General features: G+C 65.5%; 19 protein-coding genes and 1 pseudogene. 8 read left to right on the forward strand and 12 right to left on the reverse strand.

The genetic code is table 11. The features are described from left to right. Nucleotides 1-66: 66 nt before the first annotated feature. Nucleotides 67-612 (reverse strand): RNA 2',3'-cyclic phosphodiesterase, encoded by a 546-nt coding sequence (thpR, locus tag PPL01S_RS10345; RefSeq protein WP_016393693.1) that lies wholly within the window; start codon nucleotides 610-612, stop codon nucleotides 67-69. A 158-nt stretch (nucleotides 613-770) separates the two neighbouring features. On the opposite strand from thpR, the gene lpxO reads away from it, so the two are divergent. The 3 genes from lpxO (at nucleotide 771) to PPL01S_RS10360 (ending at nucleotide 2772) form a co-directional block, all read left to right on the forward strand. Next, nucleotides 771-1670 carry a lipid A hydroxylase LpxO gene (gene lpxO, locus PPL01S_RS10350; protein ID WP_016393692.1) on the forward strand — a complete coding sequence of 300 codons (900 nt, stop codon included), beginning with the start codon at nucleotides 771-773 and terminating at the stop codon, nucleotides 1668-1670. 108 nt (nucleotides 1671-1778) lie between these two features. Then, nucleotides 1779-2123 (forward strand): carboxymuconolactone decarboxylase family protein, encoded by a 345-nt coding sequence (locus PPL01S_RS10355; RefSeq protein ID WP_028624945.1) that lies wholly within the window; start codon nucleotides 1779-1781, stop codon nucleotides 2121-2123. 79 nt (nucleotides 2124-2202) lie between these two features. Continuing rightward, nucleotides 2203-2772: a GNAT family N-acetyltransferase gene (locus PPL01S_RS10360; RefSeq protein ID WP_016393690.1), complete on the forward strand. Its 570-nt coding sequence runs from the start codon at nucleotides 2203-2205 to the stop codon at nucleotides 2770-2772. 3 nt (nucleotides 2773-2775) lie between these two features. Here the strand turns inward: PPL01S_RS10360 and PPL01S_RS10365 are convergent, their stop codons facing one another. Genes PPL01S_RS10365 through iacA form a run of 7 tightly spaced genes read right to left on the reverse strand, consistent with a single transcriptional unit; the run spans nucleotide 2776 to nucleotide 8346 of the window. Continuing rightward, complete coding sequence (locus tag PPL01S_RS10365) at nucleotides 2776-3273, reverse strand: flavin reductase (RefSeq protein ID WP_016393689.1); 498 nt, start codon at nucleotides 3271-3273, stop codon at nucleotides 2776-2778. Nucleotides 3274-3284: 11 nt separating this feature from the next. Further along, on the reverse strand, nucleotides 3285-4244 hold the full coding sequence (locus PPL01S_RS10370; RefSeq protein WP_016393688.1) for a PDR/VanB family oxidoreductase: 960 nt from the start codon (nucleotides 4242-4244) through the stop codon (nucleotides 3285-3287). A gap of 20 nt (nucleotides 4245-4264) precedes the next feature. Beyond that, complete coding sequence (locus PPL01S_RS10375; protein WP_016393687.1) at nucleotides 4265-5005, reverse strand: SDR family NAD(P)-dependent oxidoreductase; 741 nt, start codon at nucleotides 5003-5005, stop codon at nucleotides 4265-4267. Between the two features lie 10 nt (nucleotides 5006-5015). After that, complete coding sequence (locus PPL01S_RS10380) at nucleotides 5016-5492, reverse strand: aromatic-ring-hydroxylating dioxygenase subunit beta (RefSeq protein WP_028624946.1); 477 nt, start codon at nucleotides 5490-5492, stop codon at nucleotides 5016-5018. 14 nt (nucleotides 5493-5506) lie between these two features. After that, nucleotides 5507-6781 carry an aromatic ring-hydroxylating oxygenase subunit alpha gene (locus tag PPL01S_RS10385; RefSeq protein WP_016393685.1) on the reverse strand — a complete coding sequence of 425 codons (1275 nt, stop codon included), beginning with the start codon at nucleotides 6779-6781 and terminating at the stop codon, nucleotides 5507-5509. A 15-nt stretch (nucleotides 6782-6796) separates the two neighbouring features. After that, nucleotides 6797-7159 (reverse strand): hypothetical protein, encoded by a 363-nt coding sequence (locus PPL01S_RS10390; protein WP_016393684.1) that lies wholly within the window; start codon nucleotides 7157-7159, stop codon nucleotides 6797-6799. A 17-nt stretch (nucleotides 7160-7176) separates the two neighbouring features. Next, nucleotides 7177-8346, reverse strand: a complete 1170-nt coding sequence (gene iacA, locus PPL01S_RS10395) for an indole-3-acetate monooxygenase (protein WP_028624947.1) — start codon at nucleotides 8344-8346, stop codon at nucleotides 7177-7179. Nucleotides 8347-8827: 481 nt separating this feature from the next. On the opposite strand from iacA, the gene PPL01S_RS10400 reads away from it, so the two are divergent. The 5 genes and pseudogenes from PPL01S_RS10400 to PPL01S_RS26010 all read left to right on the forward strand — a co-directional run bounded on the left by PPL01S_RS10400 (nucleotide 8828) and on the right by PPL01S_RS26010 (nucleotide 14176). Beyond that, a complete protein-coding gene (locus PPL01S_RS10400; RefSeq protein WP_028624948.1) occupies nucleotides 8828-9745 on the forward strand; it encodes a LysR family transcriptional regulator in 918 nt (305 codons plus the stop codon). Nucleotides 9746-9955: 210 nt separating this feature from the next. Then, nucleotides 9956-11200: an OprD family outer membrane porin gene (locus PPL01S_RS10405; protein ID WP_016393681.1), complete on the forward strand. Its 1245-nt coding sequence runs from the start codon at nucleotides 9956-9958 to the stop codon at nucleotides 11198-11200. Nucleotides 11201-11281: 81 nt separating this feature from the next. Beyond that, the gene (locus tag PPL01S_RS10410) at nucleotides 11282-11908 is read left to right on the forward strand and encodes an NIPSNAP family protein (RefSeq protein WP_016393680.1); all 627 of its coding nucleotides are present in this window, start codon (nucleotides 11282-11284) and stop codon (nucleotides 11906-11908) included. A 1263-nt stretch (nucleotides 11909-13171) separates the two neighbouring features. Beyond that, nucleotides 13172-13318: pseudogene (locus tag PPL01S_RS26005) on the forward strand (HAMP domain-containing protein); the annotation flags it as partial. A 132-nt stretch (nucleotides 13319-13450) separates the two neighbouring features. Beyond that, nucleotides 13451-14176 carry a methyl-accepting chemotaxis protein gene (locus tag PPL01S_RS26010; protein ID WP_415639428.1) on the forward strand — a complete coding sequence of 242 codons (726 nt, stop codon included), beginning with the start codon at nucleotides 13451-13453 and terminating at the stop codon, nucleotides 14174-14176. Here the strand turns inward: PPL01S_RS26010 and PPL01S_RS10420 are convergent. The 4 genes from PPL01S_RS10420 to PPL01S_RS10435 form a co-directional block, all read right to left on the reverse strand. Next, a complete protein-coding gene (locus tag PPL01S_RS10420; RefSeq protein WP_028624949.1) occupies nucleotides 14138-15148 on the reverse strand; it encodes a 3-hydroxybutyryl-CoA dehydrogenase in 1011 nt (336 codons plus the stop codon). The two genes, PPL01S_RS26010 and PPL01S_RS10420, sit on opposite strands and share 39 nt — an antisense overlap. Next, entirely contained in the window at nucleotides 15145-16245 is a 1101-nt protein-coding gene (locus PPL01S_RS10425) for an NAD/NADP-dependent octopine/nopaline dehydrogenase family protein (protein ID WP_016393677.1), read from the reverse strand. The genes PPL01S_RS10420 and PPL01S_RS10425 overlap by 4 nt, the downstream gene beginning before the upstream one ends. A gap of 97 nt (nucleotides 16246-16342) precedes the next feature. Continuing rightward, nucleotides 16343-17302 (reverse strand): helix-turn-helix transcriptional regulator, encoded by a 960-nt coding sequence (locus PPL01S_RS10430; protein WP_028624950.1) that lies wholly within the window; start codon nucleotides 17300-17302, stop codon nucleotides 16343-16345. 1 nt (nucleotide 17303) lies between these two features. Next, nucleotides 17304-18662 carry a spinster family MFS transporter gene (locus tag PPL01S_RS10435; protein ID WP_028624951.1) on the reverse strand — a complete coding sequence of 453 codons (1359 nt, stop codon included), beginning with the start codon at nucleotides 18660-18662 and terminating at the stop codon, nucleotides 17304-17306. Between the last annotated feature and the right edge of the window lie 24 nt (nucleotides 18663-18686).

The raw sequence follows: 18686 nt of genomic DNA on the forward strand, positions 1-18686 counted from the left end.
GCTCGCGATGCGCCGCGCGGGCGGCGCTCGATCTCACATCCCCAGAAATAACCAAGTCAAACACCATCACTCCACCAATGGCCACTCGGCCAGTGGCCAATAGCGCCCTTTGCGCGACTCGTACAAGGTGAAATGCCGGGCGCTGATGAAGAACTCCGGCGCCACCGTGGCCTCGGGCGCCTGGCCGCGATAATCCCGGGACAGGGTCAGGTGCGGCCGATACTCACGTGCCTGCTCGGCGAACCCCAGGGGCAGCAACGCCTGCTGCAACCCGTACACCAGTTGCCGCAACGCCACGGGTGTCTCATCCGGCTCCAATACCAGCACATTGGCCCGCGGCCACACCTTCAGCTGGTCGAGCAGCAACCGCAGCGCCGCCCCCGGGCGCGCGAGGGTGTCCACGGCGGCACAGATCGCCGGCACCTGGCCGGCGTCCACATCACCGAGAAACAGCAGCGTCAGGTGCAAGTTTTCACTCGGCACCGGCTTGCCACTGCGCAGGCTCAGGCCGCGTCGCCATTGGGCCAGCGAGCGCCGCTGGGCATCGCTGAGCGACAAGGCGAAGAACAGCCGTTTGAAGGGGGCGCCACTGGGGCGCAGGTCCTGAACCATGGAGTGCTCCTCATCCTGAATCGTTTGTGCAATCTACAGGCCATTACACCTAAGTCGCCCTGCAATCACCCAACAATATGTACAAACTACCCCACTGAACGTTTATGCTGGCGAGCTTATGCCATGGCGCATGGCCATTTTTCGATAAGTAACCGTCCATGAAAATTGCAATCGTACTGATCTTCGCCCTCTCGATCGCCTATGTTCACCTGCGCGGTCGCGTGCGTCACAAGCCGTCTCGCCAACTGGGTGACCACTCCAGCTTCCTGGCCCCGGTCAACAGCTTCCTCTACCTGTTCTCCAGGCACCCGGCCAAACCCTACCTGCCGGTAGAAGCCTTCCCCGAGCTGCAGCCGCTGCAGGATCACTGGCAAGAGATTCGCGAAGAAGCCCAGCGCTTGCTGCATGTGGGCGAGATCAAGAAATCCGACAACTACGACGACGTCGGTTTCAACTCGTTCTTCAAGACCGGCTGGAAGCGCTTCTACCTGAAGTGGTACGGCGAAAGCCACCCATCGGCGATGAATCTGTGCCCGCGCACCACCGAGTTGCTGCAGGGCATCGGTTCGGTCAAGGCCGCCATGTTCGCCACCCTGCCGCCGGGCGCCAAGCTGGTGCGCCACCGCGACCCCTATGCCGGCTCCTACCGCTATCACCTGGGGCTGGACACGCCGAACGACGATGGCTGCTACATCGATGTGGACGGCGAGAAGTATTCCTGGCGCGACGGCGAAGGCGTGGTGTTCGACGAGACCTACATCCATTACGCCGCCAATACCACCGAACACAACCGCATCATCCTGTTCTGCGACGTCGAGCGCCCGCTCAAGTACCGTTGGGCCACGGCGTTCAACCGCTGGTTCAGCCGCAATGTCATGGCGGCGGCGGCAGCGCCGAACGATGCCAATGACAAGACTGGCGGAATCAACCGCCTGTTCACCCGCATCTACAGGATCCGTGAACGCGGCAAGGCACTGAAGAAGCGCAACCGCAAGCTCTATTACCTGGAGAAGTGGGCGTTCGTGGCGGCGCTGGTGCTGGTGTTCATCTATATCTGATGGGCTGTACCGGCCCTATCGCCGGCAAGCCGGCGATAGGGCCGGTAGAGACACCCGATCTTCGTCTAGTCTGAAAGCTCCACTCGCAACCTCCCCAAGGTGAAGATGATGAGCATGATGGACTGGGACGCCTACCGTAAGCAGTTGATGGCCGGTATCGGCGACCTCAAGCAGTTGTCCCCCGACACCGTGGCCGGTTACATGACCGCCAGCGGCGCCGGTGCCAAGACCAACCACCTGGATGCCAAGACCCGCGAGCTGATCTCCCTGGCCGTGGCCGTCACCACCCGCTGTGACGGCTGCATCGCCGTGCATTCGCAGCAGGCGCTCAAGCAAGGTGCGACACGCGAAGAAATCGCCGAAGCCCTGGGCGTGGCGGTGGCAATGAACGCCGGTGCCGCACTGGTCTACTCGGCGCGTGCCATGGATGCGCTGGGCAAGGCCGGCAACTGAGCCGCAAACGGCGTCGCCGCCCTTGCGCGACGGCGCCGCGCCGCCCAGACTTGGCGCCCTAGCCCCGACAGGTACCGCCATGATCCACATCCGCCCCATGACGCCCGACGACTTCGAGCGCTTCTGGCCGACCTTCCAGGCCATCGTCCAGGCCCGCGAAACCTACGCCTACGACCCGGCCCTGAGCTTCGAGCAGGCCCGCCAGCTATGGCTGGAGCTGCCCTTGCGCACGCTGGTGGCCGAACAGGACGGTGAGTTGCTCGGCGCCTACTACCTCAAGGCCAATGCCGCCGGCCCCGGTGGCCATGTCGGCAACTGTGGCTACATGGTCAGCGAGGCCGCCCGTGGCCGCGGCGTGGCACGGCAGATGTGCGAACACTCGCAGAAACTGGCGCGCCAGGAAGGCTTCCTGGCGCTGCAGTTCAACTCGGTGGTGGCCAGCAACGAAGTGGCGGTGGCGCTGTGGCACACGCTCGGCTTCGACACGGTCGGCCGCCTGCCCAAGGCATTCCGCCACGCCCGCCTGGGCCTGGTGGACTGCCTGGTGATGTACAAGTGGCTGGCCGATGAGCCGGTGGTGGAGAAACCGCCGCTGCTGATCGGCCGCAAGAACATCGAGGCGCGGGTTTCGCGGCGGCGCGGTCGCTAGACCTCAGCAGGCCTTCGAGGCGTCGCACACCCGGTGATAGGCACGGTTGAAATACACCAGCCCGTCATCGGCGCCACCCTGGCGGATTTCCTGGATTTCGCAGTAGAAGATGCTGTGCGAGCCCACCTCATGCACCTGGGCAATCCGGCAGTCGAAGTTCACCAGCGCTTCCTGCATCACCGGCGCGCCACTTTCCAGCACGCTCCAGTGGGTGCTGGCGAAGCGCTCTTCCATGCTCAGCTGGCGATTGGCGAAAGCCCCTGACAGCTCCTGATGGGTCCCGGCCAGCACGTTCACGCACAACGCACCATTGGCCTTGAACTGCTCGTTGGAATACGACGAACGATTCATGCACACCAGCAAGGTCGGCGGCGAATCGGTGACGCTGCACACCGCCGAGGCGGTAAAGCCAAAGCGACCGGCAGGGCCATCGGTGGTGATGACCGACACGGCGCCACCGAGCATGGCCATTGCGTTGCGAAATTGGGTTACGTCAACCATGGTCATGCTCCTCAGATATCCAGCACCAGCTTGTTGGACTTGGCCCGCGAGCAGCACACCAGGATCTGGTCGTTCGCGGCTTTCTCTTCATCGGTCAGGTACACGTCGCGATGGTCCGGCTCGCCTTCGAGCACCTCGCACATGCAGGTACCGCACACACCCTGCTCGCACGAGATATCGATCTTGATGCCGACCTGGGCCAACGCATCGAGGATGCTCTGGCCCTCGGCAACCTGCACGGTCTTGTTGCTGCGCGCCGCGACCACTTCGAAGCTGGCGCCACTGGCATCCACCTCGACCTGGAAGTACTCCTTGTGGATGTGGTCCTCGGCGTAGCCCTGCTGGCGCGCGCCGGCGATCACCCAGTCCATGAAGCCCGACGGGCCGCAGGTGTACATGTGGGTGCCGGTCGCGCTGGCGCCGAGTACGGCAGGCAGGTCCAGGCGCTGGGCGGCGTCTTCGTCGTCGAAGTGGGTGAACACCCGCTCGGCGAAGGGCGCACTGGCCAGCGCTTCAAGGAACGCGCTGCGGCTGCGCGAACGCCCGCAGTAATGCAATTCGAAATCGGCGCCCTGCTGGTGCAGGGCATGGGCCATGGCGATCATCGGCGTGATGCCGATGCCGCCGCCCAAGAGGATCGAGCGGCGCGCATCGGCTGCCAGCGGGAACAGGTTGCGCGGCGTGCTGATCTGCACCTCGCGCCCCTCCACCAGCACCTCATGCACCCCCACCGAACCGCCACGGGAGGCCGGGTCCTTGAGCACGCCCAGGCGATACACCGAGGCATCGGCCGGGTCGCTGCACAGCGAATACTGGCGCACCACGCCAGGGGCCACATGGATATCCACGTGCGCGCCCGCCTCGAAGGCCGGCAGCGCCGCGCCATCGGCCAGCGCCAGGTCGAGGACGACCACGTCGGCCCCTTGGATCTCGCGCTTGCGCACGACGACATTCAACAATTGTTCATTCATGACCGGTGTCCTGTAGTGATTCATCGCATGAACAGGCCGCCGTTCACGTCCCAGGTCGCCCCGGTGGTGAAGTAGGCCTCGGGCCGCGCCAGCTGCACGATCAGGTCGCCCAGGAAATCCGCATCGCCCAGGCGCTGCACCGGGATGTTCGCCAGCAGCCCCTGCAGGCGTTCGGCTGGCACCGCGGCGTGCACCGCCGGCGAGTCGATCGGGCCGGGGGCGATGGCATTGACGGTGACGCCGCGGGCGGCGAATTCCTTGGCGAAAATCTTGGTCAGGGTGACGATCGCGCCCTTGCTCGCCGCATAGTGCGCGCCGGTGGCGGTACCGCCGTTCTGCCCGGCCAGCGAGGCCAGGTTGATGATCCGCCCGTAGCCGGCTTCGGCCAGGTGCGCACCCAGCACCTGGCAGCCGAGGAACACGCTGCGCAAGTTCAGGCCGACCACCGCGTCGAACTCTTCCGGGCTGATCTGCATCAGCGGCGTGGTCTTGGTCACCGCCGCGTTATTGACCACCACGTGCAGGGCGCCGAAGCGCTCCAGCACCTGGGCCAGGGCTTGCTCGAAATCCGCCTTGCTGGCGACGTCGAGCTTGACTGCCAAGGTGCGACCACCCTGCCCTTGCAGCTGCTCGGCAGCGGCCTGGGCCAATGCCAGGTCGCGGTCCGAGACCACCACATCGAAGCCTGCGGCCAGCAGTCGGGCGCAGAAGCGCTGGCCCAACCCTTGCCCTGCCCCGGTTACCAATGCGACTTGGTTCATGGCTGCTACCTCAGAGGATGTAACCGATACCTGCGAGGGTATCGTCGCTGTTGATCAGGCTGATCACCTTGCGCTCGATCTGGAACCCGCCCTCGGCACGCACCAGGGTGTAGGTCAGGTCGGCGCTGTAGTGCTTGAGGCTTTCCTTGCGGAACTCGCGGATGTTCTGCGCAGCGCGCACGGTGACCTTCACCCCGTCGTCGCTCAGCACGCGGATGCGCGAGATGCTGCGCACGGTACGCGGCTGCGGGCTGGTGGAGATCGACTCGCCGCCGATCAGCCGCTGCACGCGCAGGCGGCGCATATGGTGGTCGTCGTAGGCATAGTTCAAGGTGTTCTCGAAGTCGGTTTCCTTGGGGTTGATCGGGATGATGTAGGTCCCTTTCGCGGTCCACTGATCCAGCCAGACTTCGTACTCGCCGTGGTCGAGCATGTCGCCTTCCTGCCAGATGAAAGCGGTGACTTCTTGCAGCAATTGCAGGTTCATGGGGTTCTCCACTCTCAGGCCGACATCATCTTTTTCCACTGCTGGTACGCCGCGCGCATGCCGGTTTCGGCACTCACGTCGGACACCAGGCCATCTTCGCTCGGGCGCTCGCCCGGCAGACCGCGGTTCAACATGATCCACAGGTCTTCGCCGGCGTTGGCGCCCTTCTGCACGCGCTCCCAGGCTTCGGAATCGTCCGGGGTGCCAAAGCCCATCGGGCCCTGGAAGTGCTCGTGCAGGCGCAGGCGGTAGCGGTTGGCTGCGGCCGGGCCGCCGTCCATGGTGATCACCGAGTGATGGATTTCGGTCTCGGTCACCGAGATCGGCTGCAGCACGCGGAAAAACGCCATCGAGCAGGCGACGTTGGGGAACAAGTTAAGGTTGAAGCCCGACCCGCCGACGGCGCGCACGATGCGCCGCACTTGCTGCTCTTCGATACCTTCGTCGCGCAGTTCGGCAGCCAGCGATTCGAAGCGCTCGGGGATCGGCTTGTCCAGGTCGGCTTCCAGGTCGACCAGCTCGGGGATCATCACCATCACGCTGTGACCGTTGCCCAGGTCCTCGACGTAGCCGGGGCCCTTGACGAAGTCGAACAGTTCAAGCGTCTGCTCGTCCACGGACGACAGGAAGCTTTTGTGCACCAGCGGGAAGTGGTAGGCGTCGGTGGTGTTTTCCAGCTGGATCTTCCAGTTGCCGGGGAAGCGGAAGCGGTGCTCGCCCGGCACCTTGATGCCGTAGCCGGCGCCCTGTTTCATGAACAGGTCCATCCACTTCCTGGCAGCGCCGAGGAAGTCTTCCAGCGGCTCGATGTCGTCCTTGAAGGTGGCGAAGATCATGCCGGCATAGCTTTCGGTGCGCAGGCTGACCAGCGGCAGCTCGGCCTTGTCCAGGCAGTCGCCGTAGCTTTCCGGGTGCGGCACGCCACGCAGCGAGCCGTCGAGGGCGTAGCCCCAGCCGTGGTACGGGCAGACAAAGCTGTTGGTCTTGCCCTTCTTGTGCTCGCACACCGTGGCACCGCGGTGGCGGCAGCGGTTGAGCAGCACGTTCACGGCCTTCTTGCGGTCGCGCACGACGATCACCGGCTGCTTGCCGATGTAGGTGGTCTTGTAGCTGCCGGCCTCGGGGATCTCGCTCTCGTGGGCGACCCAGATCCAGGTGCTGTGGAAGATCTTCTCGAGCTCGGCGTCGAACAGCGCCGGGTCGGTGTACAAGGAGGTGTGAACGCGGTCGGCTTGCACCAGCTCGGCCGGGTCGACGCTCAGGTTGACGGCAGGAATCAGGTTGGTCACGGAATACTCCTCCACTCAGGCGCGCTGGATGATCAGTTCGCGGCCGACACGGGCCTCGACCTTGGCGTAGCGCCACAGTTTGTAGGGGCCATCGCCAACAGCGGTGGTACGGAACAGGTTGCAGGCGGCGTGCACGGTCTGGATGTCCGGTACATCGGCCAGCAGGTAGGTGGTCCAGGGGAAGCCATCGGACGGTCCGACCATGCTCTGGTCGTCGTCCATGTTGCCCAGCACGTCGACGCCGGCCAGGTCATGGATGCCGTTCCACATCGCGCTGAACGCGGCCCACACCTGCAGTTGCTCCTCGCGCGGGGCATCGAAGAAGTTCTGGTTGATGCCCATGCAGAACAGCACGCGCAAGGCTTTCTTATCGCTCATGACAAATATCCCGAGAGTTACAGGTAGCCTGGAAGAGGCTGTTTACCGAAGAACATCGCCCCGGCGTTCTGGTAGGTGACGTCGCCCATGAAGGCGTGCTGGGTAACCACCTGCGCATCGTTGACGCAGCGGGCTAGCGGGCTTTCGTTGTAGATGCCGGTCATGCCCGACAGCAGTTGCGCACTGCGCGCCACTTCCGCCGCCACCCGTGCGGCGTGGGTCGAGGACAGGCGCAGCAGGTTGGTCACTTCCATCGGCACCGGGTCGCCGGTCAGCACGTGCTGCCAGGCGCGCTCGATGGATTCGTAGAAGAACGCGCGGGCCGAACGCAGCGCGGCCTCGGCCTTGGCCACGTCGACCTGGGCCAGTGGCCGGTCGGCCAGGGCCGGGGCGCCGGTTACCGAGATACGCCCGCTGGCCATGCCCGACAACTCGTCCAGTGCGGCGCGGGCAATCCCTAAGCCGACCACCGAAAGCACCTGAGTGGCGAACGACAACGACGGGTAGCGGAAGAACGGCTCGTCCAGGTTGGGCTTGCCGCCGCGAACGAAGGTCCACTGCTCGCCCACCACCACGTCCTCGACCACCAGGTCGTGGCTGCCGGTACCGAGCAGGCCGACGGTGTCCCAGGTTTCCTCGATGCGCGCCTGGCTGCGCGGCATCACTGCCAGGCGTGGCAGGTCGAGCTTGTCGCCATTGCGCGGGGCGATGCCGACACCGACGATGTCGGCGCCCATGGAGCCGCTGGAGTACTTCCAGCGGCCATTGACCTTGAAGCCACCGGCGACGATCTCGGCAGGCTGCGGCGGGAAGATGCCACCAGCGAACACCGTGTCGGGGCTGTTGCCGTAGATCTCGGCGATGGTCTCCAGTGGCAGCGCCGCCAGGTACACCGGGCTCATGCCAAAACTGGCGACCCAGCCGGCGGAGCCGTCGGCGTGGGAAATGCGTTCGATCATCTCGCAGAACACACCCGGGGAGCATTCAAGCCCGCCAAAGCGCTTGGGCACCAGGGCGCGGTAGACGCCGTGGGCCTTGAAGGCATCGATCACATCGCGGGAAATATGGCGCTGGCGATCGAACTCACCCAGACGGGCACGATCACGAACACCGTCAAGCAGAGCCTCGAAGGCAGGGCCGGAGGCAAGCGCCGACTCGGGCGCGGCACGCAGGCAAAGCGAATCCATGGACATTCTCCGTCTCAGGCGCGGTTTTATTGTTGGAGCAGGTGTCGGTAGACAGGAGGCGAAATAGCAGGCTCGGCCACAGGCAAGTGGCGACCATGCAGGGGAGCAAAGGCGGGTTCGTGCGGCATGTTCTGTCTCTCTTGTTTTGGGTGCCGATGGCCAAAATCTGCGATGATTTACGTGAATTGTCAATTGAATTTTCAAGCTTAAATTCGTGATTTTTTCTCTCGAAAATGAGATACAAAAAGCATAAATACGCCTTAGCTAATTGATTTATATGCATTTTTCATGAAAAACCTGACACTACCGTCCAGCCAAAAAAACTAACAAAGACCGGCGATATGACGAAATATTTTTAATGGATTATTCACATGATTTCGCAAGGAAAGGACCTCGTGTAGCATGGCCGGGCATGGAGCCAGAAAAACAACCAATCCATCCCTCCGCCGCTGCCTGGCGTGCGTTCACCGAGGTCGAGGTCATGCCCACCCGCCCTATCGATCTGCAGGATCACCGCCTGCGCTACCTGCACCTGAGCCACGAGAAAGGCTCCATGCGCGCCGCCGCCGAAACACTGGGCGTCGCCACCTCATCGGTCAGCCGACAGATCGCCCGGCTCGAAGCAGAACTGGGCATCGACCTGGTGCGCCCTGGCACCCACCGCATCAGCCTGACCTGCGCCGGCGAAGCTGCGGTGGACTACTACGTCGAGCGCCTGCGCCAGCACAGCCAACTGCTCGGCCGCCTGGACGAACTGCGCAACCAGCAGCAAGCCTCGACGGTGATCGCGATCGGCGAAGGCCTGCTCGGTGCGCGGGCAATCAATGCGGTGCAGGGCTTTCTCCAAGCCCATGGCGCGCACAAGACGGAAATCATCAGCGCACCTTCGCTGGAAGTTCAGCGCATGGTCATGGCCGACCAGGCCGACCTGGGCGTGGTCTTCGCGCCCAGCCAGACGGCCTGCCTGAGCCGCCTGTTCAGCCTGGCGCAGCCACTGCGCCTGATCGTGCACCGCGACAGCCGCCTGGCCGAACGCAGCACCGTCAGCCTCGAAGACCTCGCCCGCGAATCGCTGGTGCTGCCCGGCCCCAATTTCCGCTTGCGCGAACTGGTGGACGAGGCCTGCAAGGGGCAGGCACTGAGCATCGTGCCAACGCTGACCTCCAACTCGCTGGCAGTGATCCTCGACTTCGTCCGCTCGGGCCTGGGGGCGACGGTGCTGGCCGAACTGCCCATCATCGACGAGCTCAAAGGCGGCACCTTCAAGGCGCTGAGCATCGATTGCGCGCAGATGAACACCACCGATATCCAGATCGTCAGCCGCCGCGGGCGCCCCCTGGACGACCTGACCCGGGCGCTGGCGAACGAAATGGCCAGGGCGATGCGCCGGGTACTGTGAGCCTGGCCGCAGGCATGCACCGTTGCGCAAAACGCAACGACATTGACCGTCCCTGTCATTGAGCCCCTGCCGCCCTGCCTTTAGCGTGCAGCCTTGTAACGCCTAGCCAAAACAACAAAAACAACGTGACAGACAAGCGGGCGCCAGACCTGCTGCCCAGTTGCACGACTGCCCGGCACTTGTCCTGATCACTCTGCAGGAATCCCCTCCATGGAACTCCGATGGTCCTTGCGTGCGAACGCGTTCTGCCTGTGCATGGCCTGCGCCCTGCCCCAGGCCAGCCTGGCCGACGTGGTCGATGACAGCCACCTTGCGGTGAACATCAAGAACCTCTACCTGAACCGCAACTTCACCCAGGAAAACGCGCCGGTGTCCAAGGTCGGCAACTGGTCCCAGGGCTTCGACCTGCAGTTCGAATCCGGCTATACCGACACGCCGCTGGCGCTGGGCTTCGACCTCGACGGGCAGTACGCCGTGCGCCTGGACTCCACCGGCAACGATGGCTCGCTGCCCTTCAGCCGCCATGACCGGCAGACTGCCGACGACTACAGCCGTGGCGGCGCGACGCTGAAGCTCAAGTACGCCAAGAGCGTGGTGAAGATCGGCGACCAGCGGCCGTTCTACCCGGTCGCCTCGAACGACCCGAGCCGTCAGCTCGACACCATCTACCAAGGCGCGGTGATCGAGTCGCGCGACATCGACAAACTGACCCTGGTGGGTGGGCGCTTCTGGTCGATCGTCACCCGCGAGTCGTCCAACCACGAGCGCCTGTACCGCTTCGGCACCTCCGACAGCCAGGACAGCGATGGCCTCGACTTCGCCGGCGCCACCTACGCCGTGACCCCGGATCTGCAGGGCAGCTACTTCCACGGCGTGCTCAACGACATCTACAAGCAGGACTACGCCGGCATCAAGCACACCCTGCGCTTCGCCGACGGCTACCAGCTGAAGACCGACATCGGCTACTTCAACAACCAGGAAGATGGCGCCGCCCGCAGCGGCGCGGTGGACAACCGCGCCTACTACGGCCTGGTGAGCGTGGAGAAGAGCGGCCACACGGTTGGCGTCGTCTACCAGCGCATGACCGGCGACACGGTGTTCCCGACCCTCAACGGCTTCGTGCCGCAGCTGTGGCTGCCGAACTGGGGCAGCATCCCGTTCATCCGCCCGGACGAACGCAGCTGGTCGCTGCGCTACGGCTACAACTTCGCGGCCCTTGGCATTCCGGGTCTCAAGCTGTTCACCCGCTACACCAAGGGTACCGACGTCGACCGCGGCCAAGGCCTGGCACGGGACGAGGAAAGCGAGCGCGACATCATGTTCAGCTATGTGGTGCAAAGCGGGCCGCTCAAGGACCTGGCCTTCGACCTGAAGAACATGCACACCAAGCAGAAGTACGGCAACGACTACGACGAAGTGCGCTTCATCACGTCCTACACCTGGAAGTTCTGGTAGACCCCCACCACCGTTTTTGCCCGGGCCTTTCCGTGCGGGGAGGGTTCGGGCTTTTCATTTGCAATCGAAGGAAACCCGTTGATGTCCGACCTCTACGAACTGCTCCGCTTCACCCTGCGCGTGCGTACCCCCGCCCAGGCCCTGCCCCGCCTTCAGGCGGCGCTGCAGGACGCAGGTCCTGGCGTGCAGCTGATCGGCTGCTGGCTCGCGGAGATCGGCCCGCAGAACAGCATTGCCGTGCTGCGCCGCTTCACCGATGCCCAGGCCCAGGCCGCCGAACGCCAGCGCGTGTTGCTCGCCAGCGATGCGTTCGGTATCGGCGAGTTCATCCTCGAACAATACATGGAGGACTACCGGCTGTTCCCCTTCCTCGAACCCCTGGCCCCCGGCAAGCACGGCCCGTTCTACGAGCTGCGCGAGTACGACCTGGTCACTTCGGGGCTGGCGCCAACCCTGGCCGGCTGGCGCAAGGCCGTCGGCCCGCGCACCGGAGCGGACTACTCCCAGGTCTATGCCGCGTTCTACGCCACCAGCGGCCGGCTGCCGCGCTACTTGCACATCTGGCCCTACGCGAGCCTGGAGCAGCGCCTGGATGTGCGCACCCGCGCAGTGCGCGACGGGGTCTGGCCACCGGAAAATTCGGCGCCGCAACTGGAGAAGATGCAGTCGGCGGTCTACCTGCCAGCGCCCTTCTCGCCCCTCGCCTGAAGCCGGTATTGCCTCTGCGTGCCAACCTCTTGCCGCTGCCTGCCAATCGGCAGCGCGCCCATACCGCTGGCGGCGACGGCCCGGTAGCCTGCCGCGAGCCCACCTCGCGTCGCGGAAACCACCGACATGACCAACGCCTTGAGCATTCACAACAAGATCACCTTGCTCGCCAGCCTGTGCCTGGCCGCCGTTGTCGTACTCCTCACCGCACTGGCCCTGGCCCAACGCCAGGCCAGTGAGGACCAGGTCAAGCGCAGTGCCAGCGACATGCTGCTGAGCGCTGCGCGAAGCAACCTGCGCGCCGAAGGCCAGGCCCAGGCGCTGCATATCCAACAGGGCTTCGACCGTGCCTTGAGCTTCGCCGAAGGCGTAGGCCGCCAGGTCATGCACCTGCGCCAGCGCGACGCCAACGGCCAGCTGCCCGCAGCCGAGCTGCGCCGCGACCTCACCGAGGTCCTGCGCCAGGCCCTGGCCGGACGACCGGAACTGCTGGGGCTGTTCATCACCTTCGACCAGAACGCCCTCGACGGCCGTGATGCCGACTTCCCTGGCCAGCTGGAACTGGGCAGCAACGACCAGGGGCGCTTCGCCTTGTACTGGCTGCAATCGGCCCCCGGCCAGCTACAGGCCGTACCGGGTGACGAGCATCTGCTGGCCGACACCTCGCCCGGCCCCAGCGGCGCGCCGTTCAATGCCTTCTTCAGCTGTTCGCGCCAAGCGGCCAAGCCCTGCCTGCTGGAACCCTATGTCGACAGCTCCAGCGGCACCGCGCGGCTGGTGACCAGCCTGACCCTGCCGCTGCTCGACCAAGGCCGGGTGGTTGCGGTGATCGGCCTGGACATCGACCTGGGCTCGCTGCAGCACGATGCCGAAGCTGCCAGCGCGGCGCTGTACCAAGGCCAGGGCGACATCGCCATTGTCAGCTCGGCCGGCCAGCTGGCCGGCGACAGCCGCCAGCCCGAACACCTCGGCGCCTTGCTCAAGGCGCGCCACCCCGAGCATGCCGCGGCGATGCTCGACGCGGTTCGCGCAGGCCTTGGGCAGACCTTCGAGGACGCCGACGCCATGCGCATGCTGGTGCCCATCAAGCCGCTGCCCGATGCCAGCCCGTGGGCGGTGCTGGTCAGCGTGCCAAAGGCGGTGCTCGGCGCACCGGTGAGCGCCCTGCAGGCGCAGATGCGCGAGCAACGCCTGCGCAGCCTGGCACTGCAGATCGGCCTGGGGCTGAGCATCGCCGTGCTGGGCGTGCTGATGATGTGGCTGATGGCGCGCAGCGTCAGTCGCCCGCTGCTCAATGTCGCCCACGTGCTGGAGGACATCGCCGAAGGCGAAGGCGACCTGACGCGCCGGCTCGCCTACCCCGGCCGCGATGAACTGGGGCGTCTGAGCCGCGCCTTCGACCGCTTCCTCGAGCACCTGCAACCGGTGGTCGCGCAGGTCCAGGCCGGTGTGCGCGATACCCGCGACACCGCCGACCAGTCGGCGCGCATCGCCAGCCAGACCAATGCCGGCATGCAGCAGCAGTTGCGCGAGATCGAGCAGATGGCCGCCGCCTTGCAGCAGATGTCCGCCACCGCCCAGGCCGCGGCCCACAGCGCCGCACAAGCGGCCGAGGCAGCGCGCCATGCCGACCAGGCCACCGGCGATGGCATGCAGGTGATCGAGGACGCCAGCCAGGGCATCCAGGCCCTGGCCCATGACATGAGCGAGGGCATGCAACGCCTGCATGCCCTGGCCAGCAGCGGTGAGCAGATCGGCACGGTGATGGCGGTGATCCTCTCGATCGCCCGGCAGACCAACCTGCTGGCCCTCAACGCGGCCATCGAGGCGGCCCGCGCCGGTGAAGCCGGCCGAGGCTTTGCCGTGGTCGCCGATGAGGTGCGCGGCCTGGCCCAGCGTACCCAGGCCTCGGTCGAGGAGATCGGCGCGATCGTCGACAGCCTGCGCAATGGCACCCGCGAGGTGACCCACGCCATGCAGCACAGCCACGAGCAGGCCCAGGCCAATGCCGAACAGGCCCGTCAGGCCCGCCAGGCGCTGGCGCAGATTCGCCAGGCGGTAAGCGTGATCACCGACATGAACGTGCAGATCGCCTGCGCCGCCGAACAGCAGAGCAGTGTCGCCGAAGAGGTCAACCGCAACGTCGAAGCGGTGCGCGATGTCACCGCTTCGCTGTCCGGCCAGGCCGAGCGTTCGGCGGGCATCAGCCAGCAGTTGAACGACTTGGCGTCAGAGCAGCAAGGGCTGATCCAGCGCTTCAAGGCCTGAAGCGAAATGCGGCGCCAGGCCCGCCTGGCGCACCCGCTGCATCAGCGCGGCCAGGCGCCCATGGCGATAGGCCGGCACATCGACCTGGCGGTAATCGTAGAAGCCCACGCCTTCGCGCAGGCCGTTGCGCCCTGCCGCCATGTTGTCCAGCACCGCCTGCGGCGCCTGGTAACGCTCGCCCAGGTGCTGGCTGAGGTAGCCCGAGGCGTGGTGCAGGATATCCCCACCGCCCCAGTCGATGAACTCCAGCAGGCCGAGCACCGAGAAGCGCAGGCCGAAGCCGCTGCGCACCGCCAGGTCGATCTGCTCGGCACTGGCCACGCCCTCCTCGACCATGCGCGCCGCCTCGTTCATCACCAGGGCTTGCAGCCTCGGCACGATGAAACCGGGGCTCGCATTGCAGACCACCGCCACCTTGCCGATACCCTGCAACGTCGCCAACAGCTCGGCGACCACCGTGTCGCAGGTCTGCGCGCTGCGCGAGACTTCCACCAGCGGCATCAGGTGCGCCGGGTTGAGCCAGTGCGCATTGAGCATGCGCTGCGGGCCAGAAACCATGTGGGCCAGTTCGGTGACCAGGAAGGTCGACGTGGTCGAGGCGATGATGCTGTCCGCCGCGACATGCCGATCGATCCAGGTCAGCGCCTCGCGCTTGGCCGCCAGCACTTCCGGCACGGCCTCGAATACCAGCCCGCAACCGGCCAGCGCCTGCCCACCGGCCTGCGGTCCCAGCAGGCGGATGCGCGCCAGCAGCTGCTGGGCCTGCACGCTGCCGATCAGCTCGAGAGCGACCAGGCTGTCGGCCTGGGCCTTGAGATTGCGTTCTATCGCCTGGAAATAATCGGCCTGGGCGGCGCGCTCCTTGAGGTCGATCAAGCTCACCTGCAGCCCGGCCTGGGCGAAGGCCAAGGCGATGCCCTCGCCCATGCGCCCGGCACCGACCACGGCAATATGGCGCAGTGGCCCGCTCATGCCGCCACCCCGTCCTGCAGCACGGCGGCCATCTGCGCCCGGTCCAGTGCAGCCAGCCCGAGGTTTTCCAGGGTCCGTCCTTCGCCGTAGAGGTCACGCCCGGTGACGGCCGACGCCAGCGCCAGCAAACCTTCGGCCACGGGCGTCGGCACACCGGCCCAACGGCCGACGGAGACCAGCAGCGACAGGCCCAGGCGCGTGTCTTCAAGCATGTAGCGGTGCTGCTGCAGGTCGATCTTCTCGCGCCAGTCGCCGCTGTCGGTGAGTTTGCCGTGGGCGCCACGGCCGTACATCCATTCATCGCCCTGGTCGGTGTTGTAGTGGTCGGCCAGCGGGAAGTGCGGCGCCGGGTAGCCGAGCGCTTCACGCACACGCATACGCTCGCTGTCGAGCTGGCTGGTGACGCGGCGGATCGCCGGCTGGGTGCCTTCGTTGTGAATGTCCCAGGACGGGAAGTGTTCCAGGGGGCCGGCGTTCATCAGGATCAGTGGTGGGTGGATGACCGGGCCTGCGTTCATCAGCGCACCGCTCAACGCGTCCTCGATCGGCTCGACGCTGGGATAGGCCTCGCGCAGCACCGCGAACGCGTGCGCCGCCAGGCGGCTGGGTAGCACGCCCGTCGGCAGGCGCGTGGCGTAGGCACTGATCACCAGCTGGTCGGGGCCATGCTTGCGTACCAGGTAAGGCAAGGTGCCGGTTTCGGCGAAGGCCACCTCGGCCGTGTTGCCACACTGGCGCATGGCCTTGGCGAACAGGTAGCTGCCGAAGGTCCCCGGCGGCAGGAACACCACCTGGCCATCGCGCAGCAACGGCGCCACTTCGGCGGCCAGCGCCTCGTGGGTAGTGGCTGGCAGCGGAATCACCACCAGCTCGGCACCTTCCAGTGCTTGGGCCAGGTCGCCGACCAGTTGCAGACGCGCGTCCAGCGGCACCTGCCGAGTGCCGCGATAGTCGCGCACGGTCAGGCTGCCGATGGCCTGCAGCGCCTGCAGCGCCACACTGTCGCGGCGCCACAGACGGGTGTCGTGGCCGCGTTCTGCCATGTCCACAGCTGCCGCGTAGCAGCCGTGGCCGCCGCCAAGGATAGTCACTTGCATGGGGGTAACTCCGCGTGTTGAGGTAGGCCGATGCTAGCCAGCGCGGGCATTGCCGACGCATCCGATCACGCAAACAGGCTACCGATTGCGCAGCTTCTCAGCGCTTGAGCGTGTCGGAGGGGCGGCAACCGAAGCGTTGCCGATACTGGCGGGTGAAATGCGCGGGGCTGTTGATGCCGTATCGCAGCAACACCTCGGTCACGCTGCCCTCGCCTTGTTGCAGCGCCCGGTGCACGGCCAGCAGGCGCCGGTCGCGGATGTATTCCACTGGTGTCTGGCCAAGGAACTGGCGAAAGCCGTTCTGCAGGGTGCGCACGGAAACGCCACTCAGTGCGCACAGTGTCGACAAGGCCAGCGGCTGGTCCAGGTGCGCCTCGATGTGGTCGCGTGCCCGGCGCACGTGGCTGGGCAGCGGTGTGCTGGCAGCCTCGCAGAGCACTTGGGAGTAGTTGTGCGGCAACTGGGTTAGCAACAGTTGCACCAGGTGGTCGGCCAGACCTTGGCGCATCGGCGCCAGGTCAAGGCCCAGGGCGAACAGCCGGCACAGGTAGTCAAGGGCCAGACCCAGGGCATGCACGCCAGGGTGGCCGGCACCGAGGGGCACCTGGAACGCCAGCGGCTGCCCCAGGCTGCGCCCCAGCAAATGCTGCAAGTGCAGCTCCAGGGCTTCGCGCGGCATGCTCAGCACCGCGTTGCGGCAGCCGCCACCGGTGACGATGCGGCTGCTGGCGAAGGGCGAGCTGACGCTCAACCCACCCGCGCCGACCGCCGCGCGCTGCTGGCCGTCACTGACTTCGCACTGCCCCTGCAAGGTGCTGCGGAACAGGTAGTGGGCACCGCTGCCTTCCAGGCTGATTTCCACCGGCGCGCCATAGTCCATTTGCAACAAGGAGGCGCCGGCGAACTCGATGCCGTTGACCTGCAGGTGTGGCGGCGTAGCATCCAACAGCCGCAGCCGATGCGGGCACAGGTAGCGGGCCAGTTGCACCTGCATCTGCGCCACATCGTGGCAATCGAGCAGCGGGAAGCGCTGCAGCAGCTGGATATCGGCGAGCATCTCAGGCCTGTACGGGGTGTTCGCGGCCCATGCTCTCACGGAAGCACTTGCAGCCTCTGGCCAGCAGCACGATGGCCAGCAGCGAAGCCACGCAGCTGACGATCGACATCGACGAGCCGACCGCCGCCGGTGCACCGAAGTAGCGGTCGGTGATCAGCGCCACCAGGGTGGTGCCAAGACCCAGCCCGAGCAGGTTGCTGATCAGCAGGAACACGGCCGATACCTGGGCCCGCACCTGGTTCGGCGAGAGGATCTGCATGGCCGCGGTGGAGGCTGGCATCGGGAACGAGGCGAAGAACATCGCCGGCACCAGCAAGGTCACCGACAGCCACAGCGGCTCGACCTGCGAATACAGCACGGTCGGCACGATCATGCCCACGGCCCCGATCACCCCGGTGCGCATGGCCGCATCGCGGTAGCCACGCTTGGCCAGGTGGTCGGTCAGCCAGCCGCCGAACACCACGCCGGTGGTGTTGGCCAGCAGCAGGATGGTGCCGAGCATGAAGCCGGCCTCTTGCGGGCTCAGGCCGTACTTGCGGATATACAGCGCCGGCGTCCAGCTCATCATGCAGAACAGCGCCATGGCGTAGAACGAGAAACCCAGGTAGTGGCAGCCGAAGGTCGCCCGGTGACGGCCGATGAAACGCAGGCCATCGGTGATCCTGACCTTTCGCACCTGGCCATCGGCATCGAGCTGCGCGCCCTTGCGCTGCGGGTTGCGTACCGTCAGCCAGATCAGCAGGCCGACAATCACCCCCGGCATGCCGACGATGAAGAACGCCAGTTGCCAGGCTTTCATGGCACCGAGCACGGCCACTTCGATGGTTTGCGCATCCTTGAGCAAGGTGATCACGTAGCCGCCGACCAGGAAGGCGATACCGCCGCCGACGAACGAGCCGATCGAGTAGATGCCCACGGCGCGGCCGAGCTTTTCCTTGGGGAACATGTCGCTGAACATCGAGTAGGCCGAGGGCGACAAGGCTGCCTCGCCGACACCGACGCCAATGCGCGCCAGGAACATCTGCGCGAAGTTCTTGCTCAGGCCACAGGCAGCGGTGGCGATGCTCCAGAACACTACCCCGAGCGCGATGATGCGTGGGCGGGAGAAGCGGTCGGCCAGGTAGGCGATGGGCATGCCCATGAAGGCGTAGAACAGCGAGAACGCCAGGCCGTGCAACAGGCTGAACTGGGTATCGCTGAGCTGCAGGTCGGCCTTGATCGGCTCGATCATCAGGGCCAGGATCTGCCGGTCAACGAACGAGAAGATGTAGGCCACCATGCACAGGATGACCACGTACCATTCGTAGATGTAGCGTTTGTTCTGCTGCTTGAGGGGTTGCTCTTGGGTGAGGATCGTCATGCTCGCACCTTTTATTGTTATTGG

The sequence above is a fragment of the Pseudomonas plecoglossicida NBRC 103162 = DSM 15088 genome, from assembly GCF_000730665.1.
GTDB lineage: Bacteria > Pseudomonadota > Gammaproteobacteria > Pseudomonadales > Pseudomonadaceae > Aquipseudomonas > Aquipseudomonas plecoglossicida.

Bases quoted from the DNA above. Each gene is read 5' to 3' on its own strand.
- PPL01S_RS10390 (WP_016393684.1), bottom strand. From the start codon at position 7,159: ATGAGCGATAAGAAAGCCTTGCGCGTGCTGTTCTGCATGGGCATCAAC.
- lpxO (WP_016393692.1), top strand. From the start codon at position 771: ATGAAAATTGCAATCGTACTGATCTTCGCCCTCTCGATCGCCTATGTT.
- PPL01S_RS10400 (WP_028624948.1), top strand. From the start codon at position 8,828: ATGCCCACCCGCCCTATCGATCTGCAGGATCACCGCCTGCGCTACCTG.
- PPL01S_RS10370 (WP_016393688.1), bottom strand. From the start codon at position 4,244: ATGAATGAACAATTGTTGAATGTCGTCGTGCGCAAGCGCGAGATCCAA.
- PPL01S_RS10355 (WP_028624945.1), top strand. From the start codon at position 1,779: ATGAGCATGATGGACTGGGACGCCTACCGTAAGCAGTTGATGGCCGGT.
- PPL01S_RS26010 (WP_415639428.1), top strand. From the start codon at position 13,451: ATGGCCGCCGCCTTGCAGCAGATGTCCGCCACCGCCCAGGCCGCGGCC.
- PPL01S_RS10380 (WP_028624946.1), bottom strand. From the start codon at position 5,492: ATGAACCTGCAATTGCTGCAAGAAGTCACCGCTTTCATCTGGCAGGAA.
- PPL01S_RS10365 (WP_016393689.1), bottom strand. From the start codon at position 3,273: ATGGTTGACGTAACCCAATTTCGCAACGCAATGGCCATGCTCGGTGGC.
- PPL01S_RS10405 (WP_016393681.1), top strand. From the start codon at position 9,956: ATGGAACTCCGATGGTCCTTGCGTGCGAACGCGTTCTGCCTGTGCATG.
- iacA (WP_028624947.1), bottom strand. From the start codon at position 8,346: ATGGATTCGCTTTGCCTGCGTGCCGCGCCCGAGTCGGCGCTTGCCTCC.
- PPL01S_RS10410 (WP_016393680.1), top strand. From the start codon at position 11,282: ATGTCCGACCTCTACGAACTGCTCCGCTTCACCCTGCGCGTGCGTACC.
- PPL01S_RS10435 (WP_028624951.1), bottom strand. From the start codon at position 18,662: ATGACGATCCTCACCCAAGAGCAACCCCTCAAGCAGCAGAACAAACGC.
- PPL01S_RS10425 (WP_016393677.1), bottom strand. From the start codon at position 16,245: ATGCAAGTGACTATCCTTGGCGGCGGCCACGGCTGCTACGCGGCAGCT.
- PPL01S_RS10375 (WP_016393687.1), bottom strand. From the start codon at position 5,005: ATGAACCAAGTCGCATTGGTAACCGGGGCAGGGCAAGGGTTGGGCCAG.
- PPL01S_RS10430 (WP_028624950.1), bottom strand. From the start codon at position 17,302: ATGCTCGCCGATATCCAGCTGCTGCAGCGCTTCCCGCTGCTCGATTGC.
- PPL01S_RS10420 (WP_028624949.1), bottom strand. From the start codon at position 15,148: ATGAGCGGGCCACTGCGCCATATTGCCGTGGTCGGTGCCGGGCGCATG.
- thpR (WP_016393693.1), bottom strand. From the start codon at position 612: ATGGTTCAGGACCTGCGCCCCAGTGGCGCCCCCTTCAAACGGCTGTTC.
- PPL01S_RS10360 (WP_016393690.1), top strand. From the start codon at position 2,203: ATGATCCACATCCGCCCCATGACGCCCGACGACTTCGAGCGCTTCTGG.